13 protein-coding genes, 4 tRNA genes, 3 rRNA genes and 1 pseudogene are annotated in these 22215 nt (G+C 51.1%); 17 read left to right on the forward strand and 4 right to left on the reverse strand.

Annotated elements, in window-relative coordinates; all coding sequences use genetic code 11:
• Window positions 1-99: 99 nt before the first annotated feature.
• Window positions 100-1266 carry an acetyl-CoA C-acyltransferase FadA gene (gene fadA, locus JL661_RS00780; protein WP_004238221.1) on the reverse strand — a complete coding sequence of 389 codons (1167 nt, stop codon included), beginning with the start codon at window positions 1264-1266 and terminating at the stop codon, window positions 100-102.
• A gap of 7 nt (window positions 1267-1273) precedes the next feature.
• Window positions 1274-3451 (reverse strand): fatty acid oxidation complex subunit alpha FadB, encoded by a 2178-nt coding sequence (gene fadB / locus JL661_RS00785; protein ID WP_004238219.1) that lies wholly within the window; start codon window positions 3449-3451, stop codon window positions 1274-1276.
• A gap of 288 nt (window positions 3452-3739) precedes the next feature.
• Between fadB and pepQ the strand changes: the two genes are divergently transcribed.
• The 11 genes and pseudogenes from pepQ (at window position 3740) to JL661_RS00840 (ending at window position 13692) form a co-directional block, all read left to right on the forward strand.
• The gene (gene pepQ, locus JL661_RS00790; protein WP_062773513.1) at window positions 3740-5074 is read left to right on the forward strand and encodes a Xaa-Pro dipeptidase; all 1335 of its coding nucleotides are present in this window, start codon (window positions 3740-3742) and stop codon (window positions 5072-5074) included.
• A pseudogene (locus tag JL661_RS00795) lies at window positions 5074-5701 on the forward strand (IMPACT family protein). The gene pepQ and the pseudogene JL661_RS00795 overlap by 1 nt, the downstream one beginning before the upstream one ends.
• A gap of 20 nt (window positions 5702-5721) precedes the next feature.
• Complete coding sequence (trkH, locus tag JL661_RS00800) at window positions 5722-7173, forward strand: Trk system potassium transporter TrkH (RefSeq protein ID WP_036418904.1); 1452 nt, start codon at window positions 5722-5724, stop codon at window positions 7171-7173.
• Window positions 7174-7184: 11 nt separating this feature from the next.
• A complete protein-coding gene (gene hemG / locus JL661_RS00805; protein WP_015422429.1) occupies window positions 7185-7709 on the forward strand; it encodes a menaquinone-dependent protoporphyrinogen IX dehydrogenase in 525 nt (174 codons plus the stop codon).
• A gap of 422 nt (window positions 7710-8131) precedes the next feature.
• Window positions 8132-9672 (forward strand): 16S ribosomal RNA (locus JL661_RS00810).
• A 67-nt stretch (window positions 9673-9739) separates the two neighbouring features.
• A tRNA-Ile gene (locus JL661_RS00815) sits at window positions 9740-9816 on the forward strand.
• Window positions 9817-9942: 126 nt separating this feature from the next.
• Window positions 9943-10018, forward strand: a tRNA-Ala gene (locus JL661_RS00820).
• Between the two features lie 334 nt (window positions 10019-10352).
• Window positions 10353-13260 (forward strand): 23S ribosomal RNA (locus tag JL661_RS00825).
• A 110-nt stretch (window positions 13261-13370) separates the two neighbouring features.
• Window positions 13371-13486: ribosomal RNA gene (gene rrf / locus JL661_RS00830) — 5S ribosomal RNA — on the forward strand.
• The 16S, 23S and 5S rRNA genes sit together here with 4 tRNA genes alongside, the layout of an rRNA operon.
• Before the next feature lie 47 nt (window positions 13487-13533).
• Window positions 13534-13610, forward strand: a tRNA-Asp gene (locus JL661_RS00835).
• Window positions 13611-13616: 6 nt separating this feature from the next.
• Window positions 13617-13692 (forward strand) — tRNA-Trp (locus JL661_RS00840).
• Window positions 13693-13888: 196 nt separating this feature from the next.
• Here the strand turns inward: JL661_RS00840 and hdfR are convergent.
• The gene (gene hdfR, locus JL661_RS00845; protein WP_004241297.1) at window positions 13889-14701 is read right to left on the reverse strand and encodes an HTH-type transcriptional regulator HdfR; all 813 of its coding nucleotides are present in this window, start codon (window positions 14699-14701) and stop codon (window positions 13889-13891) included.
• 118 nt (window positions 14702-14819) lie between these two features.
• Here hdfR and JL661_RS00850 point away from each other — a divergent pair, with 118 nt between their 5' ends.
• Window positions 14820-15158, forward strand: coding sequence for a MaoP family protein (locus JL661_RS00850; protein ID WP_004234373.1), 339 nt, complete (start codon window positions 14820-14822; stop codon window positions 15156-15158).
• 50 nt (window positions 15159-15208) lie between these two features.
• Here JL661_RS00850 and JL661_RS00855 read toward each other — a convergent pair whose 3' ends face one another.
• A complete protein-coding gene (locus tag JL661_RS00855; protein ID WP_004234375.1) occupies window positions 15209-16741 on the reverse strand; it encodes a YifB family Mg chelatase-like AAA ATPase in 1533 nt (510 codons plus the stop codon).
• A 489-nt stretch (window positions 16742-17230) separates the two neighbouring features.
• Between JL661_RS00855 and ilvL the strand changes: the two genes are divergently transcribed.
• The 5 genes from ilvL (at window position 17231) to ilvD (ending at window position 22214) form a co-directional block, all read left to right on the forward strand.
• Window positions 17231-17329 (forward strand): ilv operon leader peptide, encoded by a 99-nt coding sequence (ilvL, locus tag JL661_RS00860; RefSeq protein ID WP_079549161.1) that lies wholly within the window; start codon window positions 17231-17233, stop codon window positions 17327-17329.
• A gap of 109 nt (window positions 17330-17438) precedes the next feature.
• A complete protein-coding gene (ilvG, locus tag JL661_RS00865) occupies window positions 17439-19085 on the forward strand; it encodes an acetolactate synthase 2 catalytic subunit (protein WP_046024124.1) in 1647 nt (548 codons plus the stop codon).
• On the forward strand, window positions 19082-19360 hold the full coding sequence (ilvM, locus tag JL661_RS00870) for an acetolactate synthase 2 small subunit (protein WP_004234381.1): 279 nt from the start codon (window positions 19082-19084) through the stop codon (window positions 19358-19360). The genes ilvG and ilvM overlap by 4 nt, the downstream gene beginning before the upstream one ends.
• A 12-nt stretch (window positions 19361-19372) precedes the next feature.
• Window positions 19373-20299 carry a branched-chain amino acid transaminase gene (locus JL661_RS00875; RefSeq protein ID WP_004234382.1) on the forward strand — a complete coding sequence of 309 codons (927 nt, stop codon included), beginning with the start codon at window positions 19373-19375 and terminating at the stop codon, window positions 20297-20299.
• Between the two features lie 64 nt (window positions 20300-20363).
• Entirely contained in the window at window positions 20364-22214 is a 1851-nt protein-coding gene (gene ilvD / locus JL661_RS00880; RefSeq protein WP_004234383.1) for a dihydroxy-acid dehydratase, read from the forward strand.
• Window position 22215 lies beyond the last annotated feature (1 nt).

The raw sequence follows: 22215 nt of genomic DNA on the forward strand, positions 1-22215 counted from the left end.
TGATAACAGGTCAGCTAAACAGTTAAAGCAGTATCAGCGACGTATTGTGCCGTGTGATGAAGCAGAAAACGTCGCTGTTATTTATAACGTTCTCAGTGATCAGCTGCGGACACGTTCAATCACGGTTGCTATCCCCTGACCGAAACCAATACACATCGTTGCCAGGCCGAACTGCGCATCCCGCTGCTCCATGACCGTCAGCAGTGAATTGATAATCCGGGTGCCGGAACAGCCGAGCGGATGCCCGAGTGCAATCGCGCCGCCATGCAGATTCACTTTGTCATCATAACAGTCAGATAATCCCATACCTTTCAGGCAGGCAAGTGCCTGTGCCGCAAATGCTTCGTTCAGTTCGATAACATCAATATCTGCCAGCGTCAGCCCGGCCTTTTTCAGAACTGCCTGTGTTGCCTGTACCGGTCCGTATCCCATCAGTGCCGGTTCACAGCCGGTAACACTCATCGCCCGAATCACCGCCCGCGGAGATAAACCATGCTCACGGGCATAGTGCTCCCCGGACAGCAGAGTTACGGATGCACCATCTGAGATTGCTGAGGAATTACCGGCGGTGACTGTACCGCTGACCGGATCAAATACCGGACTCAATGCCGAAAGTTCAGCAAGACTGCCGTTATCGCGTACGGTTTCATCCCGGGTGGCAATGACAGGTACTCCGGCCTGGTTATGACCCTGAACCGGATGGATTTCACGGCTGAATCTGCTATCACGGAATGCCTGTGCGGCCCGCTGATGTGAACGCAGAGCAAATTCATCCTGTGACTCACGGCTGACAGAAAACTGTCGTGCCAGTGCTTCGGCTGTCAGCCCCATCATGCCGGACGCTTTGGCCGTGTGCAGTGCGGCAGCCGGATTGATATCGATACCCTGTGTCATCGGGATATGACCCATATGTTCAACACCTCCTGCAAGTGCCAGTTTACCGTCACCGGTCTGAATCAGGCGGGCGGCATCATGCAGGGCCTGCATTGATGAACCGCACAGGCGGTTCACAGTGACGGCAGGCACGGTGTGCGGGATCTCTGTCAGCAGGGCGGCATGACGGGCTATGTTAAACCCCTGTTCCCCGGTCTGCTGCACACACCCCCAGATAATGTCATCAATATCGGCTGCATTGATATTGTTACGCTTTATCACTGCACTCATCACTTCTGCTGAGAGTGTGTCCGCACGGACATGCCGGAATATACCGTTTTTTGAGCGGCCCATTGAGGTGCGGAGACCATCAATTATCATGACTTTTTCCATATAAACCTCACTGTGCAGTAACAGGGTGACTATCCGGTTGCGGATAATAAGGAGTGTTATTAACAGCATGTGCCCGCAGACTGTCCGGAATGGTATAAAGCGGACCCAGTGTGCTGTATTGCTCTGCTTTTTCACAGAAAGCGCGGGTGCTGGTATCATCCAGATAACGGAAAATACCTCCCCGGAACGGCGGAAAACCAAGGCCGTAGACCAGAGCCAGGTCTGCTTCTGCCGGGCTGCTGATAATGCCTTCCTCGTAGCAGCGGATAACTTCGTTCACCATCGGAATCATCAGGCGGTCGATAATCTCGTCTGCAGTAAAGTCACGGGGCGTGCGTCCCAGTGGTGCAAGCACTTCTTCGAGCTGCTCATCGGGCTGTTTCTGCAGGTGGCCTTTGCCGTCATCAATATGGCGGTAAAACCCGAGGCGGCTTTTTTGCCCCAGCCGTTTCAGTCCGGCAAACAGACTGATGACATTGTGCTCTTCAACGACCATCCGGCCCGGATAGCCCTCAGCCATCACATGCTGTACATGATTAGCCGTATCCAGTCCGACAACATCGAGCAACAGCGCCGGTCCCATCGGCCAGCCGAATTCCTGTTCCATCACACGGTCAACCGTTTTAATATCCGCTCCGCCGGAGACCAGCAGAGAAAAGGCGTTCAGATACGGAAACAGTACCCGGTTGATAAAGAATCCCGGACAATCTCCCACCACAACCGGTGTTTTTCCCATTTTGTGGGCGTAGTGCACCACAGCGGCGATTGTATCGTCTGAGGTTTTCTCTCCCCGGATCACTTCAACCAGCGGCATTTTAGGTACGGGATTGAAAAAATGCATTCCGCAGAAATTGTGCGGGCGTTTCAGCGCCTGAGCCAGTTCACTGACAGGGATCGAAGAGGTGTTTGATGTCAGAATGCAGTGTTCACTAACCTGTTGTTCAATATCTGCCAGCACTTTTTGTTTGATGACTTTGTTCTCAACAACCGCTTCAACCACTATATCGCAGTCACTGAGTTCATTATCATGGCGGACAGGGTGGATAGCGGCGCGTATTCCGGCGGCCTGAACCACGGTCATTTTTCCTGACTGACACTGTTTTTCCAGCAATTTTACGGCTTCATCAATACCGGCCTGCAATGCGGCGGGCTGAATATCTTTCAGGTGTACCGGAATACCGCTGTAAGCTGACTGGTAAGCAATACCGCCACCCATAATACCGGCACCGATAACAGCGGCCTGTTCCGGGGCATCACGTAATACCGTCTGCTGGCGGGTAAGGCCTTTAACATATTGTTCATTCAGGAAAAGTGAGACCAGAGCCCCGGCGGTGAGTGTCCGGGTCAGTGGTACAAAATGCGCGGTTTCGCAGCGCAATGCTTCATCGCGCGGGAGTTTCGCTCCGGCTTCAATTCCGTTTACTGCAGCCATCGGCGCCGGGTAATGTTTTCCTGCCTTTTGCCGGACAAGGGCTTTGGCCGTGATAAGGCTCATCTGTAATTCTGCAGGGTGCAGCTGTAACGCCGCTTTTTTCTGCTGCCGTTGTGCCTGCCAGTTAGTCCGGCCACTGATCGCCTGCTCCAGCAGCATCAGTGAACCGTTAATCAATTCATCATCCTGTACAATGCCATCAGTCAGTCCGAGTTTCAGCGCTTCACCGGCAGTCACAATTTTCCCCTGTGTGATAAGTTCAAGGGCATTATCACAACCAATCAGGCGGGGCAGACGGACTGAGCCGCCGAAGCCCGGCATTATCCCGAGTTTGGTTTCCGGCAGGCCGATACGCAGATCGTCAGTGGCGAGGCGGTAGTCTGTTGTCAGTGCGCACTCGCACCCACCGCCGAGTGTGAATTTCCGCAGTGCGGCGACAGTAGGCACGGGCAGATCTTCAATCCGGTTAAACAACCGGTTGGCGAAATTCAGCCACTCGGTCAACTGTTCCGCCGGTGCATTAAACAGAGTCAGAAATTCTGTAATATCCGCGCCCAGGATAAAGCTCTCTTTGGCGGAGGTAATAATCAGGCCTTTCAGCTGCGGTGTTTGTTCAAGGCAGGCAACGGCTTCATCCAGTGAGGCAATTGTCCGGGTATCCAGTTTGTTTATCGCTCCCTGCGCATCAAAAACAAGTTTTGCAATTCCTTCTTTTTCCCAGCTGACCTTCATTGATTCACTGTGATAAAGCATACGGTTCTCCTTAAATATTGCATCGCTCCCGTAAAGGATGAGAACACCATGTGGTATGACCAGATAGAGTAATTGTGATTTTTTTGTTAACGAAAGCAAATAAAATGATGATTTTTTGCGCTGAAGATCACGCAAAATGTCTCAATATGCAGAAACAGAAAAGAAAAACGTCGTGACGCGCCGAAGATTCCCGGTAAATAACCGGGGATGACATAGCCTGCCATATCCATAATCGCGGAGATCATGCTAAGCTTTTGTCACTATCATAATGAAAAAAGGTCAATTCCCATGGAAAAAATGGCATCCCTCTACCGTGAGCACATCGCAACATTATTACAGCGTACCCGAGATATTCTTGCGCGTGAGAAACTGGACTCGTTACTGATCCACTCCGGTGAACCGATACGCATTTTTCTCGATGATCGTGACTATCCCTTTAAAAGTAACGTGCATTTTAAAGCGTGGGTGCCGGTAACTGATGTACCGCATTGCTGGCTGTGGACTGACGGCGTGAACAAACCGAAATTATGGTTCTATTCCCCGGTTGATTACTGGCACAGTGTTGAGGCGTTACCTTCTTCTTACTGGACAAACGATGTTGAGGTTATTCATCTGAAGAATGCCGGTGATATTGCCTCCATGCTGGCATCACAGGATAAAACCCGCACTGCGTATATCGGGCCGAATACCGATCGTGCCGCAGCGCTGGGGATCAGCAGCAATCATATTAACCCGAAAGCGGTGCTGGATTTCTTTGCGTTTCATCGTTCATATAAAACAGATTATGAACTGGCCTGCATGCGTGAAGCACAAAAAATGGCGGTTAACGGGCATCTTGCCGCACATGAGGCTTTTTTATCCGGCCTGAGTGAATTTGATATCAATATGGCGTACCTGATGGCAACCGGCCATCGTGATACTGATGTACCTTATGACAATATTGTTGCTATTAATGAAAACGCCGCTGTTCTGCACTACACCAAACTGAATAAAAACGCACCGCATACACGGCACAGCTTCCTGATCGATGCCGGTGCGGAATTCAATGGTTATGCCGCAGATTTAACCCGGACATATGCTGCTGATGCTGACAGCGATTTCGCACAGCTGGTATCGGATTTGAATGATGAGCAGCAGTCACTGATCGGTGATATTAAAGCCGGGGTCCGCTATACCGATTACCATATTCAGATGCATCACCGCATCGCGAAACTGCTGAAAAAATATAAAATAATCACCGGAATGTCTGAGGAAGCTATGGTCAGTGAAGGGGTAACCACACCGTTCCTGCCGCATGGGCTTGGCCATCCGCTGGGTCTTCAGGTTCATGATGCTGCCGGGTTTATGCAGAATGATCAGGGTGAGCATCTGGCGGCACCGGCAATGTATCCGTTCCTGCGCTGCACCCGTATTCTGGAGCCGCGCATGGTGCTGACCATCGAGCCGGGACTGTATTTTATTGAGTCTCTGCTGGCACCATGGCGTGAAGGTAAGTTCAGCCAGCACTTTGACTGGAAACGTATTGAGCAGTTTAAACCTTGTGGCGGTATCCGTATTGAGGATAACATTATTATCCATGACAACAGTGTGGAAAATATGACGCGGGATCTGAATCTGCCGTAATGAAATCGTACCTTATACCGGCTGAGCCGGTTATGTTTACTGAAGAGATAAAAAAAAAGCCGTTTCATCACCCTGTTGCAGCATACGGACGGGGTGGATGAAGCAAAGCAATTTATTCAGTCTGTCAAAGATGAATATCCCGATGCCCGGCACCATTGCTGGGCATTTGTTGCGGGGCGTCCGGATGATTCTCAGCAACTGGGATTTTCTGATGACGGTGAGCCGACCGGAACAGCCGGTAAACCGATGATTGCACCGCTGCTCGGCAGCGGAATCGGGGAAATTACGGCGGTGGTTGTCCGCTATTTCGGCGGAATAAAATTAGGCACCGGCGGGCTGGTCCGTGCATACGGCAGCGGGGTTCAGCAGGCACTGAAACTGCTGGTAACGAAAACTAAAATCCCGCAGGTGATCTGTGAAATAACCTGTGATTACAGCTTTATCAGCCAGGCAGAATTAGTGGTCCGGCAGGTGGATGGTACGATAATCAACAGTGATTTCGGTTCGGATGTGACGTTACGTATTTCGATTCCTGCTACCTTACTGAGTGAGGTTAGTGATAAATTACGTGACCTGAGCCGGGGGATGTTTGAGCTTAAATGCCCTGATGACACCACCGGAAACTGATTTCTGAGGACTCTGCTGCAATGCATTTTCGCGCCATAACCCGTATTGTCGGGTTACTTGTCATTATTTTTTCTGTCACCATGATCATTCCCGGGATTGTGGCGCTTATCTATAAAGACGGTGCAGGTAAAGCATTCAGTCAGACATTCCTGGCAGCACTGATTATCGGTCTGCTGCTCTGGATCCCGAACCGCAATAAAAAAAGTGAGTTAAAACCGAAAGAAGGTTTTCTGATTGTGGTGCTGTTCTGGACGGTGCTGGGCAGTGTCGGGGCATTACCTTTTATTTTTTCTGAGCGCCCGAACCTGTCGGTGACAGATGCGTTTTTTGAATCATTCTCCGGGCTAACCACAACGGGTGCCACCACACTGGTCGGGCTGGACACGCTGCCCAAAGCGATTTTATTCTACCGGCAGATGTTACAGTGGCTGGGCGGGATGGGGATCATCGTATTAGCCGTCGCTATCCTGCCGCTGCTGGGTGTCGGGGGAATGCAGCTGTACCGGGCGGAAATGCCGGGGCCGCTGAAAGATAATAAAATGCGCCCGAGGATTGCGGAAACAGCAAAAACCCTCTGGCTGATTTATGTGTTCCTCACCATCGTCTGTGCAATTGCCCTCTGGTTTGCGGGGATGGATGTTTTTGATGCGATATCCCACAGCTTTTCCACTATCGCCATCGGTGGGTTTTCCACTCATGATGCCAGTATCGGTTACTTTAACAGTCCGGCAATTAACACCATCATTGCCATTTTCCTGCTGATCTCAGGCTGTAACTATGGCCTGCACTTTGCGGTACTGACCGGGCGTAGCCTGGGAGTTTACTGGCGGGATCTGGAATTCCGGATGTTTATTTCCCTCCAGTTCGTGCTGGTCGTGATCTGTGCGTTGGTTTTGTGGAAGTTTGATGTCTATGCTACGGAGGGACAAACCCTCAACCAGGCGTTTTTCCAGGTTGTCTCGATGGCGACAACGGCCGGGTTCTCCACTGACAGTTTCTATAAATGGCCGCTGTTCCTGCCGATGCTGCTGCTGTGTGCGGCATTTGTCGGCGGATGTGCGGGGTCAACCGGCGGTGGTCTGAAGGTTATCCGCATTATGCTGCTGTTCCTTCAGGGGGCGCGTGAACTAAAACGCCTTGTGCATCCGAATGCAGTTTACACCATCAAGCTGGGCCGCCGGGCATTGCCGGAACGCATTATCGAAGCTGTCTGGGGATTCTTCTCCGCGTATGCTCTGGTCTTTGTGGTCAGTATGCTGTTACTGATAGCGACAGGTGTTGATGAGTTTTCCGCTTTCTCTGCGATAGCCACCACACTGAATAACCTGGGACCGGGGTTGGGTACGCTGGGTGAGAACTTTACAACCCTGAATCCGGGCGGGAAATGGATTCTTGTCGTGACGATGTTATTTGGTCGTCTGGAAGTCTTTACTTTGCTGGTATTGCTGACGCCGACGTTCTGGCGTGATTAACGGAGTGTTTCATGTCGTACTTGTTGCTTTATTCCGGCCATGACGGGCAGACAAAAAAAATCATTACTGAAATTGCCCTGCATTTACGCAAAGCAGGGGCAGAGTGCGATGTCCGCTCTTTGCAGGATAATCAGCCGCTGAATCTGGCGCCGTATGAGAAGGTGCTGGTCGGGGCATCTATCCGCTACGGTCACTTTAACCGGGCGCTGGATAAATTCGCGAAGTTGCACGCGGTGCAGCTGAATCAGATGAAAACCGCATTCTTTGGTGTGAACCTGACTGCCCGTAAACCGGAAAAACGGACACCAGAGACAAATGTGTATGTCCGGAAATTCCTGGCCGCGACACCCTGGAAGCCGACAGCCTGTACTGTATTCGCCGGGGCATTGCTGTATCCGCGTTACGGCTGGTTTGACCGGATGATGATCCGTCTGATTATGAAGATGACAAAGGGTGAGACAGATACCACCAAAGAAGTGGAATACACGGATTGGCAACAGGTTGAGGCATTTGCTGCAGAGTTTGTTCAGATTTAAAGCAAATCACCGGCATTTTGCCGGATAAAACACCGTTGTGGTGAAAAAATTGGCAAACAGAAAAAAAGTTGAAATAAACACTTGCGTGATCTCAGCGAGTGTCTATAATGCGCCCTCACTGACACGGAACAACACGCTGAGAAGCGCGCCGACAGTAGAGAAAAGCGAAAAAAGTTGAGAAACAACGCTTGACTCGAAGGGGCTGGAAACGTAATATACGCAGCCTCGCAACAACGCAGAAGACCGGCAACGGCAGCGAAGGTTGCAACTGCTCTTTAACAATTTATCAGACAATCTGTGTGGGCACTCGCAGGACATATCACAAAAAATATTATTTTTGAGAAGTCTTGAAGAGTGACCAATACAGCAGCTTAGAAATAAGCAGCAGTAAACAGTTTAATTCTTTGAGCATCAAACACTTTTAATTGAAGAGTTTGATCATGGCTCAGATTGAACGCTGGCGGCAGGCCTAACACATGCAAGTCGGGCGGTAACAGGGAGAAGCTTGCTTCTCCGCTGACGAGCGGCGGACGGGTGAGTAATGTATGGGATCTGCCTGATGGCGGGGATAACTACTGGAAACGGTAGCTAATACCGCATAATGTCTTTCGGACCAAAGCGGGGGACCTCCGGGCCTCGCGCCATCAGGATGAACCCATATGGGATTAGCTAGTAGGTGAGGTAACGGCTTACCTGAGGCGACGATCCCCTAGCTGGTCTGAGAGGATGATCAGCCACACTGGGACTGAGACACGGCCCAGACTCCTACGGGAGGCAGCAGTGGGGAATATTGCACAATGGGCGCAAGCCTGATGCAGCCATGCCGCGTGTATGAAGAAGGCCTTCGGGTTGTAAAGTACTTTCAGTCGGGAGGAAGGTGTCAAGGTTAATAACCTTGGCAATTGACGTTACCGACAGAAGAAGCACCGGCTAACTCCGTGCCAGCAGCCGCGGTAATACGGAGGGTGCAAGCGTTAATCGGAATTACTGGGCGTAAAGCGCACGCAGGCGGTTGATTGAGTCAGATGTGAAATCCCAGGAACACCCGGGAATTGCATCTGATACTGGTCAGCTAGAGTCTTGTAGAGGGGGGGAGAATTCCATGTGTAGCGGTGAAATGCGTAGAGATGTGAAGGAATACCGGTGGCGAAGGCGGCCCCCGACAAAGACTGACGCTCAGGTGCGAAAGCGTGGGGAGCAAACAGGATTAGATACCCTGGTAGTCCACGCTGTAAACGATGTCGACTTGGAGGTTGTGCCCTTGAGGCGTGGCTTCCGGAGCTAACGCGTTAAGTCGACCGCCTGGGGAGTACGGCCGCAAGGTTAAAACTCAAATGAATTGACGGGGGCCCGCACAAGCGGTGGAGCATGTGGTTTAATTCGATGCAACGCGAAGAACCTTACCTACTCTTGACATCCAGAGAACTTAGCAGAGATGCTTTGGTGCCTTCGGGAACTCTGAGACAGGTGCTGCATGGCTGTCGTCAGCTCGTGTTGTGAAATGTCGGGTTAAGTCCCGCAACGAGCGCAACCCTTATCCTTTGTTGCCAGCGCGTGATGGCGGGAACTCAAAGGAGACTGCCGGTGATAAACCGGAGGAAGGTGGGGATGACGTCAAGTCATCATGGCCCTTACGAGTGGGGCTACACACGTGCTACAATGGCGTATACAAAGGGAAGCGACCCCGCGAGGGCAAGCGGAACTCATAAAGTACGTCGTAGTCCGGATTGGAGTCTGCAACTCGACTCCATGAAGTCGGAATCGCTAGTAATCGTAGATCAGAATGCTACGGTGAATACGTTCCCGGGCCTTGTACACACCGCCCGTCACACCATGGGAGTGGGTTGCAAAAGAAGTAGGTAGCTTAACCTTCGGGAGGGCGCTTACCACTTTGTGATTCATGACTGGGGTGAAGTCGTAACAAGGTAACCGTAGGGGAACCTGCGGTTGGATCACCTCCTTACCTATGTTGATACAGAATGTGAGTGTTCACACAGATTGTCTGATAGAAAGAAGCAGATACCGGGAATAGGCTTGTAGCTCAGGTGGTTAGAGCGCACCCCTGATAAGGGTGAGGTCGGTGGTTCAAGTCCACTCAGGCCTACCAAAACCGAATTGATACTGCGTTATGAAAAGACTCGTTTACCTTAGTAAACTTCGCCTTTCCATGCCTTGTCTCAATGCGGTTTCCTCTTTTCATGATGAAAAGGACACGCCCGGAAAACCAAATAATGGGGCTATAGCTCAGCTGGGAGAGCGCCTGCCTTGCACGCAGGAGGTCAGCGGTTCGATCCCGCTTAGCTCCACCATTATCTGATATCTGAAAAATAATTCAGAGTTTACCGGAAACGGTATGCTGTGAATTATTATGCTCTTTAACAATCCGGAACAAGCTGAAAAATTGAAACAATCAATATTATCACCGAGGTAATATTGATGAGTCTCTCAGCCGAACAACACGAAAATGTGAAGACGTTTTTGCGTGAGTTATGAGCGAGCAGTCCTCAGTTCACGAAGGACGGAGCACAGCAAGCGGAGCATACATCAGTATGTGAGCATTGCGAGCACCGCCCGACAAAGAAATGAGGGGCGCGCAGCCATAACCCCACAGAAACACTCAGTCGAAACACCTTCGGGTTGTGAGGTTAAGCGAATAAGCGTACACGGTGGATGCCTAGGCAGTCAGAGGCGATGAAGGACGTGCTAATCTGCGATAAGCGCCGGTAAGGTGATATGAACCGTTATAACCGGCGATTTCCGAATGGGGAAACCCAGTGTGATCCGTCACACTATCATTACCTGAATACATAGGGTAATGAAGCGAACCGGGAGAACTGAAACATCTAAGTACCCCGAGGAAAAGAAATCAAACGAGATTCCCCCAGTAGCGGCGAGCGAACGGGAGCAGCCCAGGACCTTAATCAGCATCAGTGTTAAGAGAACAGTCTGGAAAGGCTGGCCACAGCAGGTGATAGCCCTGTATCTGAAAGCACTGGTGTTGTGAGTCCGATGAGTAAGGCGGGACACGTGTTATCCTGTCTGAATATGGGGGGACCATCCTCCAAGGCTAAATACTCCTGACTGACCGATAGTGAACCAGTACCGTGAGGGAAAGGCGAAAAGAACCCCGGCGAGGGGAGTGAAAAAGAACCTGAAACCGTGTACGTACAAGCAGTGGGAGCACCTTTATGGTGTGACTGCGTACCTTTTGTATAATGGGTCAGCGACTTATATTCTGTAGCAAGGTTAACCGAATAGGGGAGCCGCAGGGAAACCGAGTCTTAACTGGGCGAATTAGTTGCAGGGTATAGACCCGAAACCCGGTGATCTAGCCATGGGCAGGTTGAAGGTTGGGTAACACTAACTGGAGGACCGAACCGACTAATGTTGAAAAATTAGCGGATGACTTGTGGCTGGGGGTGAAAGGCCAATCAAACCGGGAGATAGCTGGTTCTCCCCGAAAGCTATTTAGGTAGCGCCTCGTGAACTCATCTCCGGGGGTAGAGCACTGTTTCGGCTAGGGGTCATCCCGACTTACCAACCCGATGCAAACTGCGAATACCGGAGAATGTTATCACGGGAGACACACGGCGGGTGCTAACGTTCGTCGTGAAGAGGGAAACAACCCAGACCGCCGGCTAAGGTTCCGAAAGTCATAATTAAGTGGGAAACGAAGTGGGAAGGCTCAGACAGCCAGGATGTTGGCTTAGAAGCAGCCATCATTTAAAGAAAGCGTAATAGCTCACTGGTCGAGTCGGCCTGCGCGGAAGATGTAACGGGGCTAAATTATGCACCGAAGCCGCGGCAGCGATATGTAAATATTGTTGGGTAGGGGAGCGTTCTGTAAGCCTGTGAAGGTGACCTGTGAGGGTTGCTGGAGGTATCAGAAGTGCGAATGCTGACATAAGTAACGATAATGCGGGTGAAAAACCCGCACGCCGGAAGACCAAGGGTTCCTGTCCAACGTTAATCGGGGCAGGGTGAGTCGACCCCTAAGGCGAGGCTGAAAAGCGTAGTCGATGGGCAACGGGTTAATATTCCCGTACTGGTGGTAACTGCGAAGGGGGACGGAGAAAGCTAAATCATCCGGGCGACGGTTGTCCCGGTTTAAGCGTGCAGGTGGACTGACCAGGCAAATCCGGTCGGTTGTTAACACTGAGGCGTGACGACGAGCCACTACGGTGGTGAAGTGATTGATGCTCTGCTTCCGGGAAAAGCCTCTAAGCTCCAGGTTACCATTAATCGTACCCCAAACCGACACAGGTGGTCAGGTAGAGAATACTCAGGCGCTTGAGAGAACTCGGGTGAAGGAACTAGGCAAAATGGTGCCGTAACTTCGGGAGAAGGCACGCTGGCATTAGGTGAAGTGGTTTACCCACGGAGCTGAAGCCAGCCGCAGATACCAGCTGGCTGCAACTGTTTATTAAAAACACAGCACTGTGCAAACACGAAAGTGGACGTATACGGTGTGACGCCTGCCCGGTGCCGGAAGGTTAATTGATGAGGTCAGCCGCAAGGCGAAGCTTCTGATCGAAGCCCCGGTAAACGGCGGCCGTAACTATAACGGTCCTAAGGTAGCGAAATTCCTTGTCGGGTAAGTTCCGACCTGCACGAATGGCGTAATGATGGCCAGGCTGTCTCCACCCGAGACTCAGTGAAATTGAACTCGCTGTGAAGATGCAGTGTACCCGCGGCAAGACGGAAAGACCCCGTGAACCTTTACTATAGCTTGACACTGAACATTGAGCCTTGATGTGTAGGATAGGTGGGAGGCAACGAAGTGTGGACGCCAGTCTGCACGGGAGCCATCCTTGAAATACCACCCTTTAACGTTTGATGTTCTAACCCGGGTCCATAATCTGGATCGGGGACCGTGTCTGGTGGGTAGTTTGACTGGGGCGGTCTCCTCCCAAAGAGTAACGGAGGAGCACGAAGGTTGGCTAAGCATGGTCGGACATCATGCGGTTAGTGCAAAGGCATAAGCCAGCTTGACTGCGAGAGTGACGGCTCGAGCAGGTACGAAAGTAGGTCTTAGTGATCCGGTGGTTCTGAATGGAAGGGCCATCGCTCAACGGATAAAAGGTACTCCGGGGATAACAGGCTGATACCGCCCAAGAGTTCATATCGACGGCGGTGTTTGGCACCTCGATGTCGGCTCATCACATCCTGGGGCTGAAGTAGGTCCCAAGGGGTATGGCTGTTCGCCATTTAAAGTGGTACGCGAGCTGGGTTTAGAACGTCGTGAGACAGTTCGGTCCCTATCTGCCGTGGGCGCTGGAAGATTGAGAGGGGTTGCTCCTAGTACGAGAGGACCGGAGTGAACGCACCACTGGTGTACGGGTTGTGATGCCAATTGCATTGCCCGGTAGCTAAGTGCGGAAGAGATAACCGCTGAAAGCATCTAAGCGGGAAACTTGCCTCGAGATGAGTCTTCCCTGACCCTTTAAGGGTCCTGAAGGAACGTTTGAGACTAAGACGTTGATAGGCTGGGTGTGTAAGCGCAGCGATGCGTTGAGCTGACCAGTACTAATGAACCGTGAGGCTTAACCTGACAACACCGAAGGTGTTTTGAGTTGAGAGACGATTAGAGAGATTTTTCAGCACAGTGAAGAGGCAGAAGTCATTCACTGTGAAAGCTTGTTTTGGATTGAAATGAATTTGCCTGGCGGCCGTAGCGCGGTGGTCCCACCTGACCCCATGCCGAACTCAGAAGTGAAACGCCGTAGCGCCGATGGTAGTGTGGGGTCTCCCCATGTGAGAGTAGGGAACCGCCAGGTTATTATTAAGTGAGGGTGCAGATTGCATCAGTCACACAGAGATACGCGGAGCGGTAGTTCAGTTGGTTAGAATACCTGCCTGTCACGCAGGGGGTCGCGGGTTCGAGTCCCGTCCGTTCCGCCAACATTTAGGGGCGTAGTTCAATTGGTAGAGCACCGGTCTCCAAAACCGGGTGTTGGGAGTTCGAGCCTCTCCGCCCCTGCCATTTACTTGATAAGTAATAACTAAAGATCTTTATTTATTAATAGCCCGGTTCGTTATGAACTGGGTTTTTTATTATCTGAATTTCGCCTTCTTATGTATCGTATCCTGCCGAATTTCCTTTCTTTTTTGCAACCACTCCTTTCAATGCAACAGTTACTTACCGCACTATCTATCTTTAAAATCATCAGTAACCGGCGTTATACCGGTATTGCGATTAATTGGCCGATAAGTCCCTGCTGATCACTGTTCTGTAGCCAGACAGCGTACAGAGGCTTTGTAATCAGGTCATTATCCACGGGGTTCAGTTCGGGATATATTTTTTTCCAGTGTGCCGGTAAATAAGTGACAGATGATGTCACTGACAGTAATTGTTTTGCCTGAAAAGCAGACGATGTTGTCAGAACCGGAGACTGGCAGCGGGTGAAAACAGCCTCATCATGCTGCTGAAAATCTGCACTCCATTCCAGGCGGATAAGGCCCGGAGGATTTTCTGCCGACAGCGGTTGTATGCTGAACAGCTGAAGTGTGATTTCTCCGACAATCTCACTTTTCAGTTCATCCATTTTTGGTTGTTCAGTAGAGATCAGTAAATCCAGCTCCCGTGCATGTAATTGTTTTACCAGAGACTGGCGGGATGCGATTCTGGTCTCCAGGCGCAGATCTGCATGTGATTGGTAGATCTGTCCGAGCCAGGGGGTCAGACAAGCTTCCCACAATGATGCAGTCGCTCCGATGGAAAGCGGGTTGTGTACAGAGGCATGATTAATTTCCTGTTTTGCCAGTTGCCAGGTATTGATCAGCGCTTCGGCATAAGGTACTAACCGCTCGCCGGCGGCTGTCAGGCGGATATTATTCCGGTGGCGGGTAAAAAGATTTGCCCCGAGATTTGTCTCTAACTGCCTGATCCTAAAGCTGACTGCAGATTGTGTAAGGTATAAGGATTCAGCCGCACGCCCGAAGTGACGGGTTTTACTGACCTCCAGAAAGGTTTTCAGTAATTCTGTATCCACTGGTATCTCCAAAAATTTTTGTCGTTATGATTTAAATATTTTGTTTTACAGAATCCTAATGCTATCTAATACTCCGCGCCATAAAGAGTATGTCAGTAGAGAATTAGGAGTGTGTCAGATGGCAGAAAGCTTTATCACGACTAATCGTTTTTTTGATAATAAACATTATCCTCGTGGTTTTTCACGCCATGGTCATTTCACCATAAAAGAAGCTCAGTTACTTGAGCGCCATGGTTTTGCTTTCAACGAACTGGATATGGGTAAACGCGCCCCCCAGACGGACGAAGAAAAACAGTTTGTTTCTGTATGCCGTGGTGAGCGTATGCCGGAAACAGCAGAAGAAAAAGTGTGGATTAAGTATCTGGAGCGTATTCGCAAACCAAAACGCTTCCACACGCTGTCCGGTGGTAAACCTCAGATCGATCCGTCGGAAGACTATACCGACACAGATGATTAATATCATCAGAAATAATAAGTTAAAAGGGGCATTCGTGCCCCTTTCTCTTTTTAAGAGACCGCCTGCTGCAATTTATGGATTAATCTGTCCATTACCCGGTAACTGAGTGCTTCCAGTATATCTTTTCGTGATACCTGTCCTCCTTCATCCCGCAGATCGGCAATAGTTCTGCTGACGCGCAGTATACGGTGCCATGCCCGCACAGACAGATTAAGTTGCGTCAGTGCATCCTCAAGAAAACGGGCATCCTGTGCTGATAGTGCACACACCTCCTCTGTTTCTTTGCCTGACAGTCCCGCATTCAGTTTTCCCTGCCCGTTACGGCGGTATTGTTGTTGTCGTGCGGACTGTACCCGTGCTTTTATCTGCTCATGAACCGGCAGATCTTTTTCTGTCCGGCTCAATGTTCCTGGTGGCAGCATCGGTACTTCAATTGATAAATCAAACCGGTCCAGAAACGGTCCGGAGATGCGGGAAAGATAACGCAGAAGCTGCTGAGGGCCGCTGCGGTTATGTATGCCCTGATAGTGGCCTGTCGGGCTGGGATTCATCGCAGCAATAAGCTGTATACGGGCAGGAAAACACACTTTTGCTTTAGCTCTGGAAATAATGATTTCTCCGGATTCAAGCGGTTCACGCAGAGAATCCAGTGATTTACGGGAGAATTCAGGGAGTTCATCAAGAAAAAGGATGCCGTGATGTGCCAGCGATATTTCTCCCGGCAGCGGAATACTGCCGCCACCGGTGAGTGCCGCAGAGGATGCGGTATGATGTGGTGCCCTGAACGGACGCTGGGGCCATTTATTTTGTTCTGATGAGGTTTGGGTCAGGCTCCGGATTATCGCCACGTCAAGAGCTTCCTGCGCGGTTAACGGCGGGAGCAGTGTTCCCAGCCGGCTGGCCAGCATGGTTTTTCCGGTACCGGGCGGGCCGAGCAGGAGCAAATTGTGCCCGCCGGCTGCACTTATTTCCAGAACCCGTTTGGCGTGTTTCTGGCCGGTAATATCATCAATACTTGTACCGTTATCATTTTCTGTTTTTCCCGCCAGGTGGCTGTTTTCATTCAGTTCCTGCTGCTGATGAAAAAAAGCAGCAACCTGCAGTAAATTATCCGCCATCAGCGCCGAACCGGCAGGCAGAATACATAATTCATCATTATGCTGTTTTGATACCACAGCCTGCCTTCCTGACTGACGGGCGGCCAGTACTGCCGGTAATATGCCGCGGCAGAACCGGAGTTCTCCTGAAAGGCCTAATTCCCCCGAAAATTCATAATTCTCTGCTAATTTTGCGTCTATTTGCTCTGAAGCTGAGAGTATGGCAACAGCGATAGGTAAGTCATATCTCCCGCCTTCTTTGGGCAAATCCGCCGGGGCAAGATTGATAGTGACCCGCTTTGCCGGAAATTCAAATCCGCCGTTGATCAGGGCACTGCGGACCCTGTCTCTCGACTCTTTAACAGCGGTTTCCGGTAATCCCACCAGTGTTAATCCGGGCAACCCGGCGCTGATATGTGCCTCGACGGTGACCAGCGGTGCTTCTGTCCCGATCATGGCACGGGTATAAACAATAGCAAATGACATCAGGTCATCCTGCAGTTACATAAACGAATTATCATGATGGTGATTTTTTCCATCATTTCGCAGCAAAATTCCGTTTTTTACGATGTATATCGACAGATTTTATGTATGTTGCATAAAAGTGATTTCTGTTCTGCGTGTTGCATGGAAAAACCGGGCGGCGGGGAATTAATTTCCGGGTTTCAGAATAAAAAATCTGCCACGCTTTCCATTGTGCTCCCGGGAATAGTGTTCAGAGGAAAAGTAAGTTGTACCGGAGAATGCCCCGTTTTTTCGGTGTTGTTCCGGAAGTAACGATTTTGGCAGAGGAGGATACCGCCGGATAAAAAAATAGCAGTGAAACATATCGTTAATAATGGTAGTTCACTGAATTTTATGGATTTTTATTCTTGTTGTTAAAAAAAAGACAAATAGCCGTTGTCAGGAATTCGATAACATGATAACTCTAAAATAAAGAGACCAACTGAATACGGCAGACAGAAGAATTTATCCATGAATAAGATTGTCCGAGTGATTAGCCTAATTATCGTGAGCGTGGTGGTGATTATTATCCCACCGTGCGGGGCTGCACTCGGATACGAAAATGGCTGATACGAGCCAGGATCTCACGAGAACCCCGCACCGAAAGGCGCGGGGTTTTTTTTAACCTTAACTTTATGATTTTTCACTGAAAAGAAAACGGCGGACTAAGGAGTCACACATGAACGGGGCACAGTGGTTAGTGCAGGCACTACGAACACAGGGCGTTGACACTGTGTTCGGCTACCCGGGCGGGGCGATCATGCCGGTCTATGACGCGCTGTATGACGGTGGTGTGGAGCATGTGCTCTGCCGTCATGAACAGGGGGCGGTTATGGCGGCAATCGGCTATGCACGGGCAGGGCAGAGAACGGGTGTATGTATCGCAACATCAGGGCCGGGAGCAACAAACCTTATCACCGGGCTGGCGGATGCACTGCTTGATTCAGTACCTGTTGTTGCCATCACCGGACAAGTAGGTTCATCACTGATTGGTACGGATGCCTTTCAGGAGATCGATGTGCTGGGGCTGTCTTTGTCATGCACAAAACACAGCTTCCTGGTTGAATCAATTACTGATTTGCCGCGAATTATTACCGAGGCTTTCGCGATTGCTGCAGGCGGGCGTCCGGGGCCGGTACTCATTGATATCCCGAAAGACATTCAATTACAGATTAGTGAATTTACCCCGTATTTTCTGCCGGTAAATAATGCAGAACCTCTGTCGCAGACGGCTCTCTCCCGTGCCCGGCAACTGATGCGGGAAAGCCGGAAGCCGGTGCTGTATGCCGGTGGTGGTGTCGGAATGTCAGGTGCCGTTGCACAGCTGCGGGCGTTTCTGGATGAAACCGGGATGCCGGCGGTGAGTACCCTGAAAGGGCTGGGGGCGGTCTCTCCGGATTATCCGTATTACCTCGGTATGCTCGGGATGCACGGGGCAAAAGCAGCGAACTTTGCAGTTCAGGAGGCGGATCTGCTGATTGCGGTCGGAGCCCGTTTTGATGACCGGGTAACCGGCAAGCTGAACGCATTTGCCCCGCATGCAAAGGTGATCCATGTGGATATCGATCCGGCCGAGCTGGATAAATTACGGCAGACACATGTTTCTCTTGCCTGTGATGCGAAACAGGCTCTGCCGCTGCTGTCACAGCCGCTGTCATTCCCCGCCTGGCAGCATCACGTGAAGGAACTGAAAGCAGAGCACGCTCCTGACTATTCACATACCGGTGACAGTATTTATGCGCCGCTGCTGTTATCTCAGGTCTCTGCGGCCAAACCGGCGGATTGTGTGGTGACAACGGATGTCGGACAGCACCAGATGTGGACGGCTCAGCATATGACGTTTGACGGTCCGGAGAATTTTCTGACATCCGGTGGTCTGGGTACGATGGGGTTTGGTTTACCGGCAGCGATCGGGGCACAGATTGCCCGCCCGCAGGCAACCGTGCTGTGTGTTTCCGGTGACGGCTCTTTCATGATGAATGTGCAGGAACTTACCACCATCAAACGCAAGCGCCTGCCGGTCAAAATTCTGCTGCTGGATAATCAGCGTCTCGGCATGGTGCGTCAGTGGCAGGAACTGTTTTTTGATAAGCGTTACAGCGAGACGGTACTGGATGACAATCCTGATTTTGTTGCCCTGGCGCGCTCGTTTGATATCCCGGGACAGCTGGTGACTGAAAAATCAGCGCTGCCGTCTGCGATTAATACCCTGTTACACCATCAGGGCCCGTATTTATTACATGTCGCCATCCGTGAAGAAGATAACGTCTGGCCATTAGTACCGCCGGGAGCGGGTAACGAACATATGTTGGAGAGCTCATTATGATGCAGCATCAGTTAGCAATTCAGGCACGTTCATGCCCGGAAATCCTGGAACGGGTTCTGCGTGTTGTGCGCCACCGCGGATTTAACGTCTGTGCCATGAAAATGGATCTGGCGAAAGGTTCCGAAGGTGATAATGTAAACATTGAGTTAACAGTTTCAAGCCTGCGGCCGCCGGCCCTGCTCTGTACACAGTTAGTTAAGCTGGCGGATGTGGCGGATGTCGAAGTTCTCACAAAAAATACACAAAATTATCAACATATTAGCTGTGCAGTATAAAGGAAAATTACAATGACAAAAAAAGCTGATTTTATTTGGTTCAATGATGAGATGGTTCCGTGGGCAGAAGCAAAAGTGCATGTTATGTGTCATGCCATGCACTACGGGACATCTGTTTTTGAAGGGATCCGCTGTTATGAGTCTCATAAGGGCCCTGTCGTTTTCCGTCATCGCGAACATATGCAGCGCCTGCATGACTCCGCCAAAATATATCGTATGCCGGTAGAATATTCAGTTGATGAATTAATGGAAGCCTGCCGCGCCACGCTGCGCAAAAATAATTTATCCAGTGGTTATATCCGTCCGCTGGTCTTTATCGGTGATGTCGGTATGGGTGTTAACCCGCCGCAGGGCTATAAAACCGATGTCATCATCGCGGCATTCCCGTGGGGTGCTTACCTGGGTGAGGAAGCGCTGGATGCAGGGATTGACGCGATGGTGTCATCCTGGAACCGCGCAGCCCCTAACACCATTCCGACAGCGGCCAAAGCAGGCGGTAACTACCTGTCCTCGTTACTGGTCGGCAGTGAAGCCCGCCGTCACGGTTATCAGGAAGGGATTGCGCTGGATGTGAACGGTTATATCTCTGAAGGGGCGGGTGAAAACCTGTTTGAAGTGAAAAATAACATTATCTTCACTCCGCCATTTACCTCTTCCGCACTGCCGGGTATTACCCGTGATGCGATTCTGACCCTGGCAAAAGAGCTGGGTTATGAAATCCGTGAGCAGACGCTATCCCGCGAATCACTCTATCTGGCGGATGAAGTCTTTATGACCGGTACTGCGGCGGAAGTTACGCCGGTACGCAGTGTTGACGGTATTCAGGTGGGTATCGGCCGCTGCGGACCGGTTACCAAAGAGATCCAGCAGGCATTCTTTGGCCTGTTCACCGGGAAAACAGAAGACAAATGGGGCTGGTTAGATCCGGTAAATCCATAATAACGAAACAGATTTGCAGGCGGGTCGTTCCCCCGCCTGATTTTTGCAAACACGGGAGATTACAATGCCTCAGTACCGTTCGGCGACAACAACGCATGGCCGCAATATGGCGGGTGCGCGCGCATTATGGCGTGCGACAGGAATGACAGATGCCGATTTCGGCAAACCGATTATCGCGGTTGTTAACTCATTCACACAATTTGTTCCGGGTCATGTTCACCTGCGGGATCTGGGTAAACTGGTGGCAGAGGAAATTGAGGCCGCCGGTGGCGTGGCCAAAGAATTCAATACCATTGCTGTGGATGACGGGATCGCCATGGGGCACGGCGGGATGCTTTATTCTCTGCCGTCACGCGAACTCATTGCCGATTCTGTGGAATACATGGTGAATGCACACTGTGCGGATGCCATGGTTTGTATCTCCAACTGCGACAAAATTACTCCGGGAATGCTGATGGCCTCACTGCGCCTGAATATCCCGGTTATTTTTGTATCCGGTGGCCCGATGGAAGCCGGTAAAACCAAACTGTCTGATCAGATAATCAAGCTGGATCTGGTGGATGCCATGATCCAGGGTGCAAATCCTGATGTTTCCGATGCGGACAGTGAACAAATCGAACGATCGGCCTGCCCGACCTGCGGCTCCTGCTCCGGTATGTTTACCGCGAACTCGATGAACTGCCTGACCGAAGCGCTGGGCTTATCTCAGCCGGGGAACGGCTCGCTGCTGGCAACTCATGCTGACCGCAAAAATCTGTTCCTTAATGCCGGACGCCGGATTGTGGAAATCACCAAAAAATATTACGAGCAGGATGATATCCGTTTTCTGCCGCGCAATATCGCCACCAAAGCAGCGTTTGAGAATGCGATGACCCTGGATATCGCCATGGGCGGTTCAACCAACACAGTTCTGCATCTGCTGGCGGCGGCACAGGAAGGGGAAGTTGATTTCACAATGACGGATATTGATCGTCTCTCCCGTGCGGTGCCGCATTTATGCAAAGTCGCGCCGAGCACGCAGAAATACCATATGGAAGATGTACATCGCGCCGGCGGGGTAATTGGTATCCTGGGCGAGCTGGATCGCGCCGGGTTACTGCACCGGGAAGTCAGTAACGTGCTGGGAATGACCCTGCCGGAGTTACTGGCGGCGTATGATATTACACTGACGAAAGATGATGCGGTGAAACGGATGTATTCCGCCGGTCCTGCCGGAATCCGCACAACAAAAGCATTCTCACAGGACTGCCGCTGGCCGTCCCTGGATGATGACCGCAAAAACGGCTGTATCCGCAGCAAAACCCATGCCTACAGCCAGGATGGCGGGCTGGCGGTACTGTCAGGCAATATTGCCGAAGATGGCTGTATTGTGAAAACTGCCGGGGTGGATGAGGGCAGCTTAACCTTTACCGGACCGGCAAAAGTGTATGAAAGTCAGGATGATGCGGTAAAAGCGATTCTCGGCGGAGAAGTTGTTGCCGGGGATGTGGTGGTGATCCGCTACGAAGGGCCGAAAGGCGGGCCGGGTATGCAGGAGATGCTGTATCCGACCACCTACCTGAAATCAATGGGCCTGGGAAAAAGCTGTGCGCTTATCACTGACGGTCGTTTCTCCGGCGGCACTTCCGGGTTATCCATCGGCCACGTTTCGCCGGAAGCGGCCAACGGCGGGCTGATCGGGCTGGTTCAGACCGGGGACATTATTGCCATCGATATTCCGTCACGGCAGATTTCACTGAAAGTGGATGAGCAAACTCTGGCAGCCCGCCGCACAGCGGAAGAGGCACGAGGTGAAAAAGCCTGGTCACCGCAGAACCGTGAACGTCAGGTCTCTTTTGCGTTGCGTGCATATGCACTGCTGGCGACCAGTGCTGATAAAGGCGCGGTACGGGATAAAAGTAAACTCGGGGGTTAGG

The organism is Morganella morganii, assembly GCF_019243775.1.
Lineage (GTDB): Bacteria > Pseudomonadota > Gammaproteobacteria > Enterobacterales > Enterobacteriaceae > Morganella > Morganella morganii.

What these genes read in the sequence shown, in the direction of transcription:
- trkH (WP_036418904.1), top strand. Translation starts at nt 5,722, where the DNA reads ATGCATTTTCGCGCCATAACCCGTATTGTCGGGTTACTTGTCATTATT.
- JL661_RS00875 (WP_004234382.1), top strand. Translation starts at nt 19,373, where the DNA reads ATGACAAAAAAAGCTGATTTTATTTGGTTCAATGATGAGATGGTTCCG.
- JL661_RS00850 (WP_004234373.1), top strand. Translation starts at nt 14,820, where the DNA reads ATGGCAGAAAGCTTTATCACGACTAATCGTTTTTTTGATAATAAACAT.
- ilvL (WP_079549161.1), top strand. Translation starts at nt 17,231, where the DNA reads ATGAATAAGATTGTCCGAGTGATTAGCCTAATTATCGTGAGCGTGGTG.
- pepQ (WP_062773513.1), top strand. Translation starts at nt 3,740, where the DNA reads ATGGAAAAAATGGCATCCCTCTACCGTGAGCACATCGCAACATTATTA.
- fadA (WP_004238221.1), bottom strand. Translation starts at nt 1,266, where the DNA reads ATGGAAAAAGTCATGATAATTGATGGTCTCCGCACCTCAATGGGCCGC.
- fadB (WP_004238219.1), bottom strand. Translation starts at nt 3,451, where the DNA reads ATGCTTTATCACAGTGAATCAATGAAGGTCAGCTGGGAAAAAGAAGGA.
- ilvG (WP_046024124.1), top strand. Translation starts at nt 17,439, where the DNA reads ATGAACGGGGCACAGTGGTTAGTGCAGGCACTACGAACACAGGGCGTT.
- hemG (WP_015422429.1), top strand. Translation starts at nt 7,185, where the DNA reads ATGTCGTACTTGTTGCTTTATTCCGGCCATGACGGGCAGACAAAAAAA.
- JL661_RS00855 (WP_004234375.1), bottom strand. Translation starts at nt 16,741, where the DNA reads ATGTCATTTGCTATTGTTTATACCCGTGCCATGATCGGGACAGAAGCA.
- ilvM (WP_004234381.1), top strand. Translation starts at nt 19,082, where the DNA reads ATGATGCAGCATCAGTTAGCAATTCAGGCACGTTCATGCCCGGAAATC.
- ilvD (WP_004234383.1), top strand. Translation starts at nt 20,364, where the DNA reads ATGCCTCAGTACCGTTCGGCGACAACAACGCATGGCCGCAATATGGCG.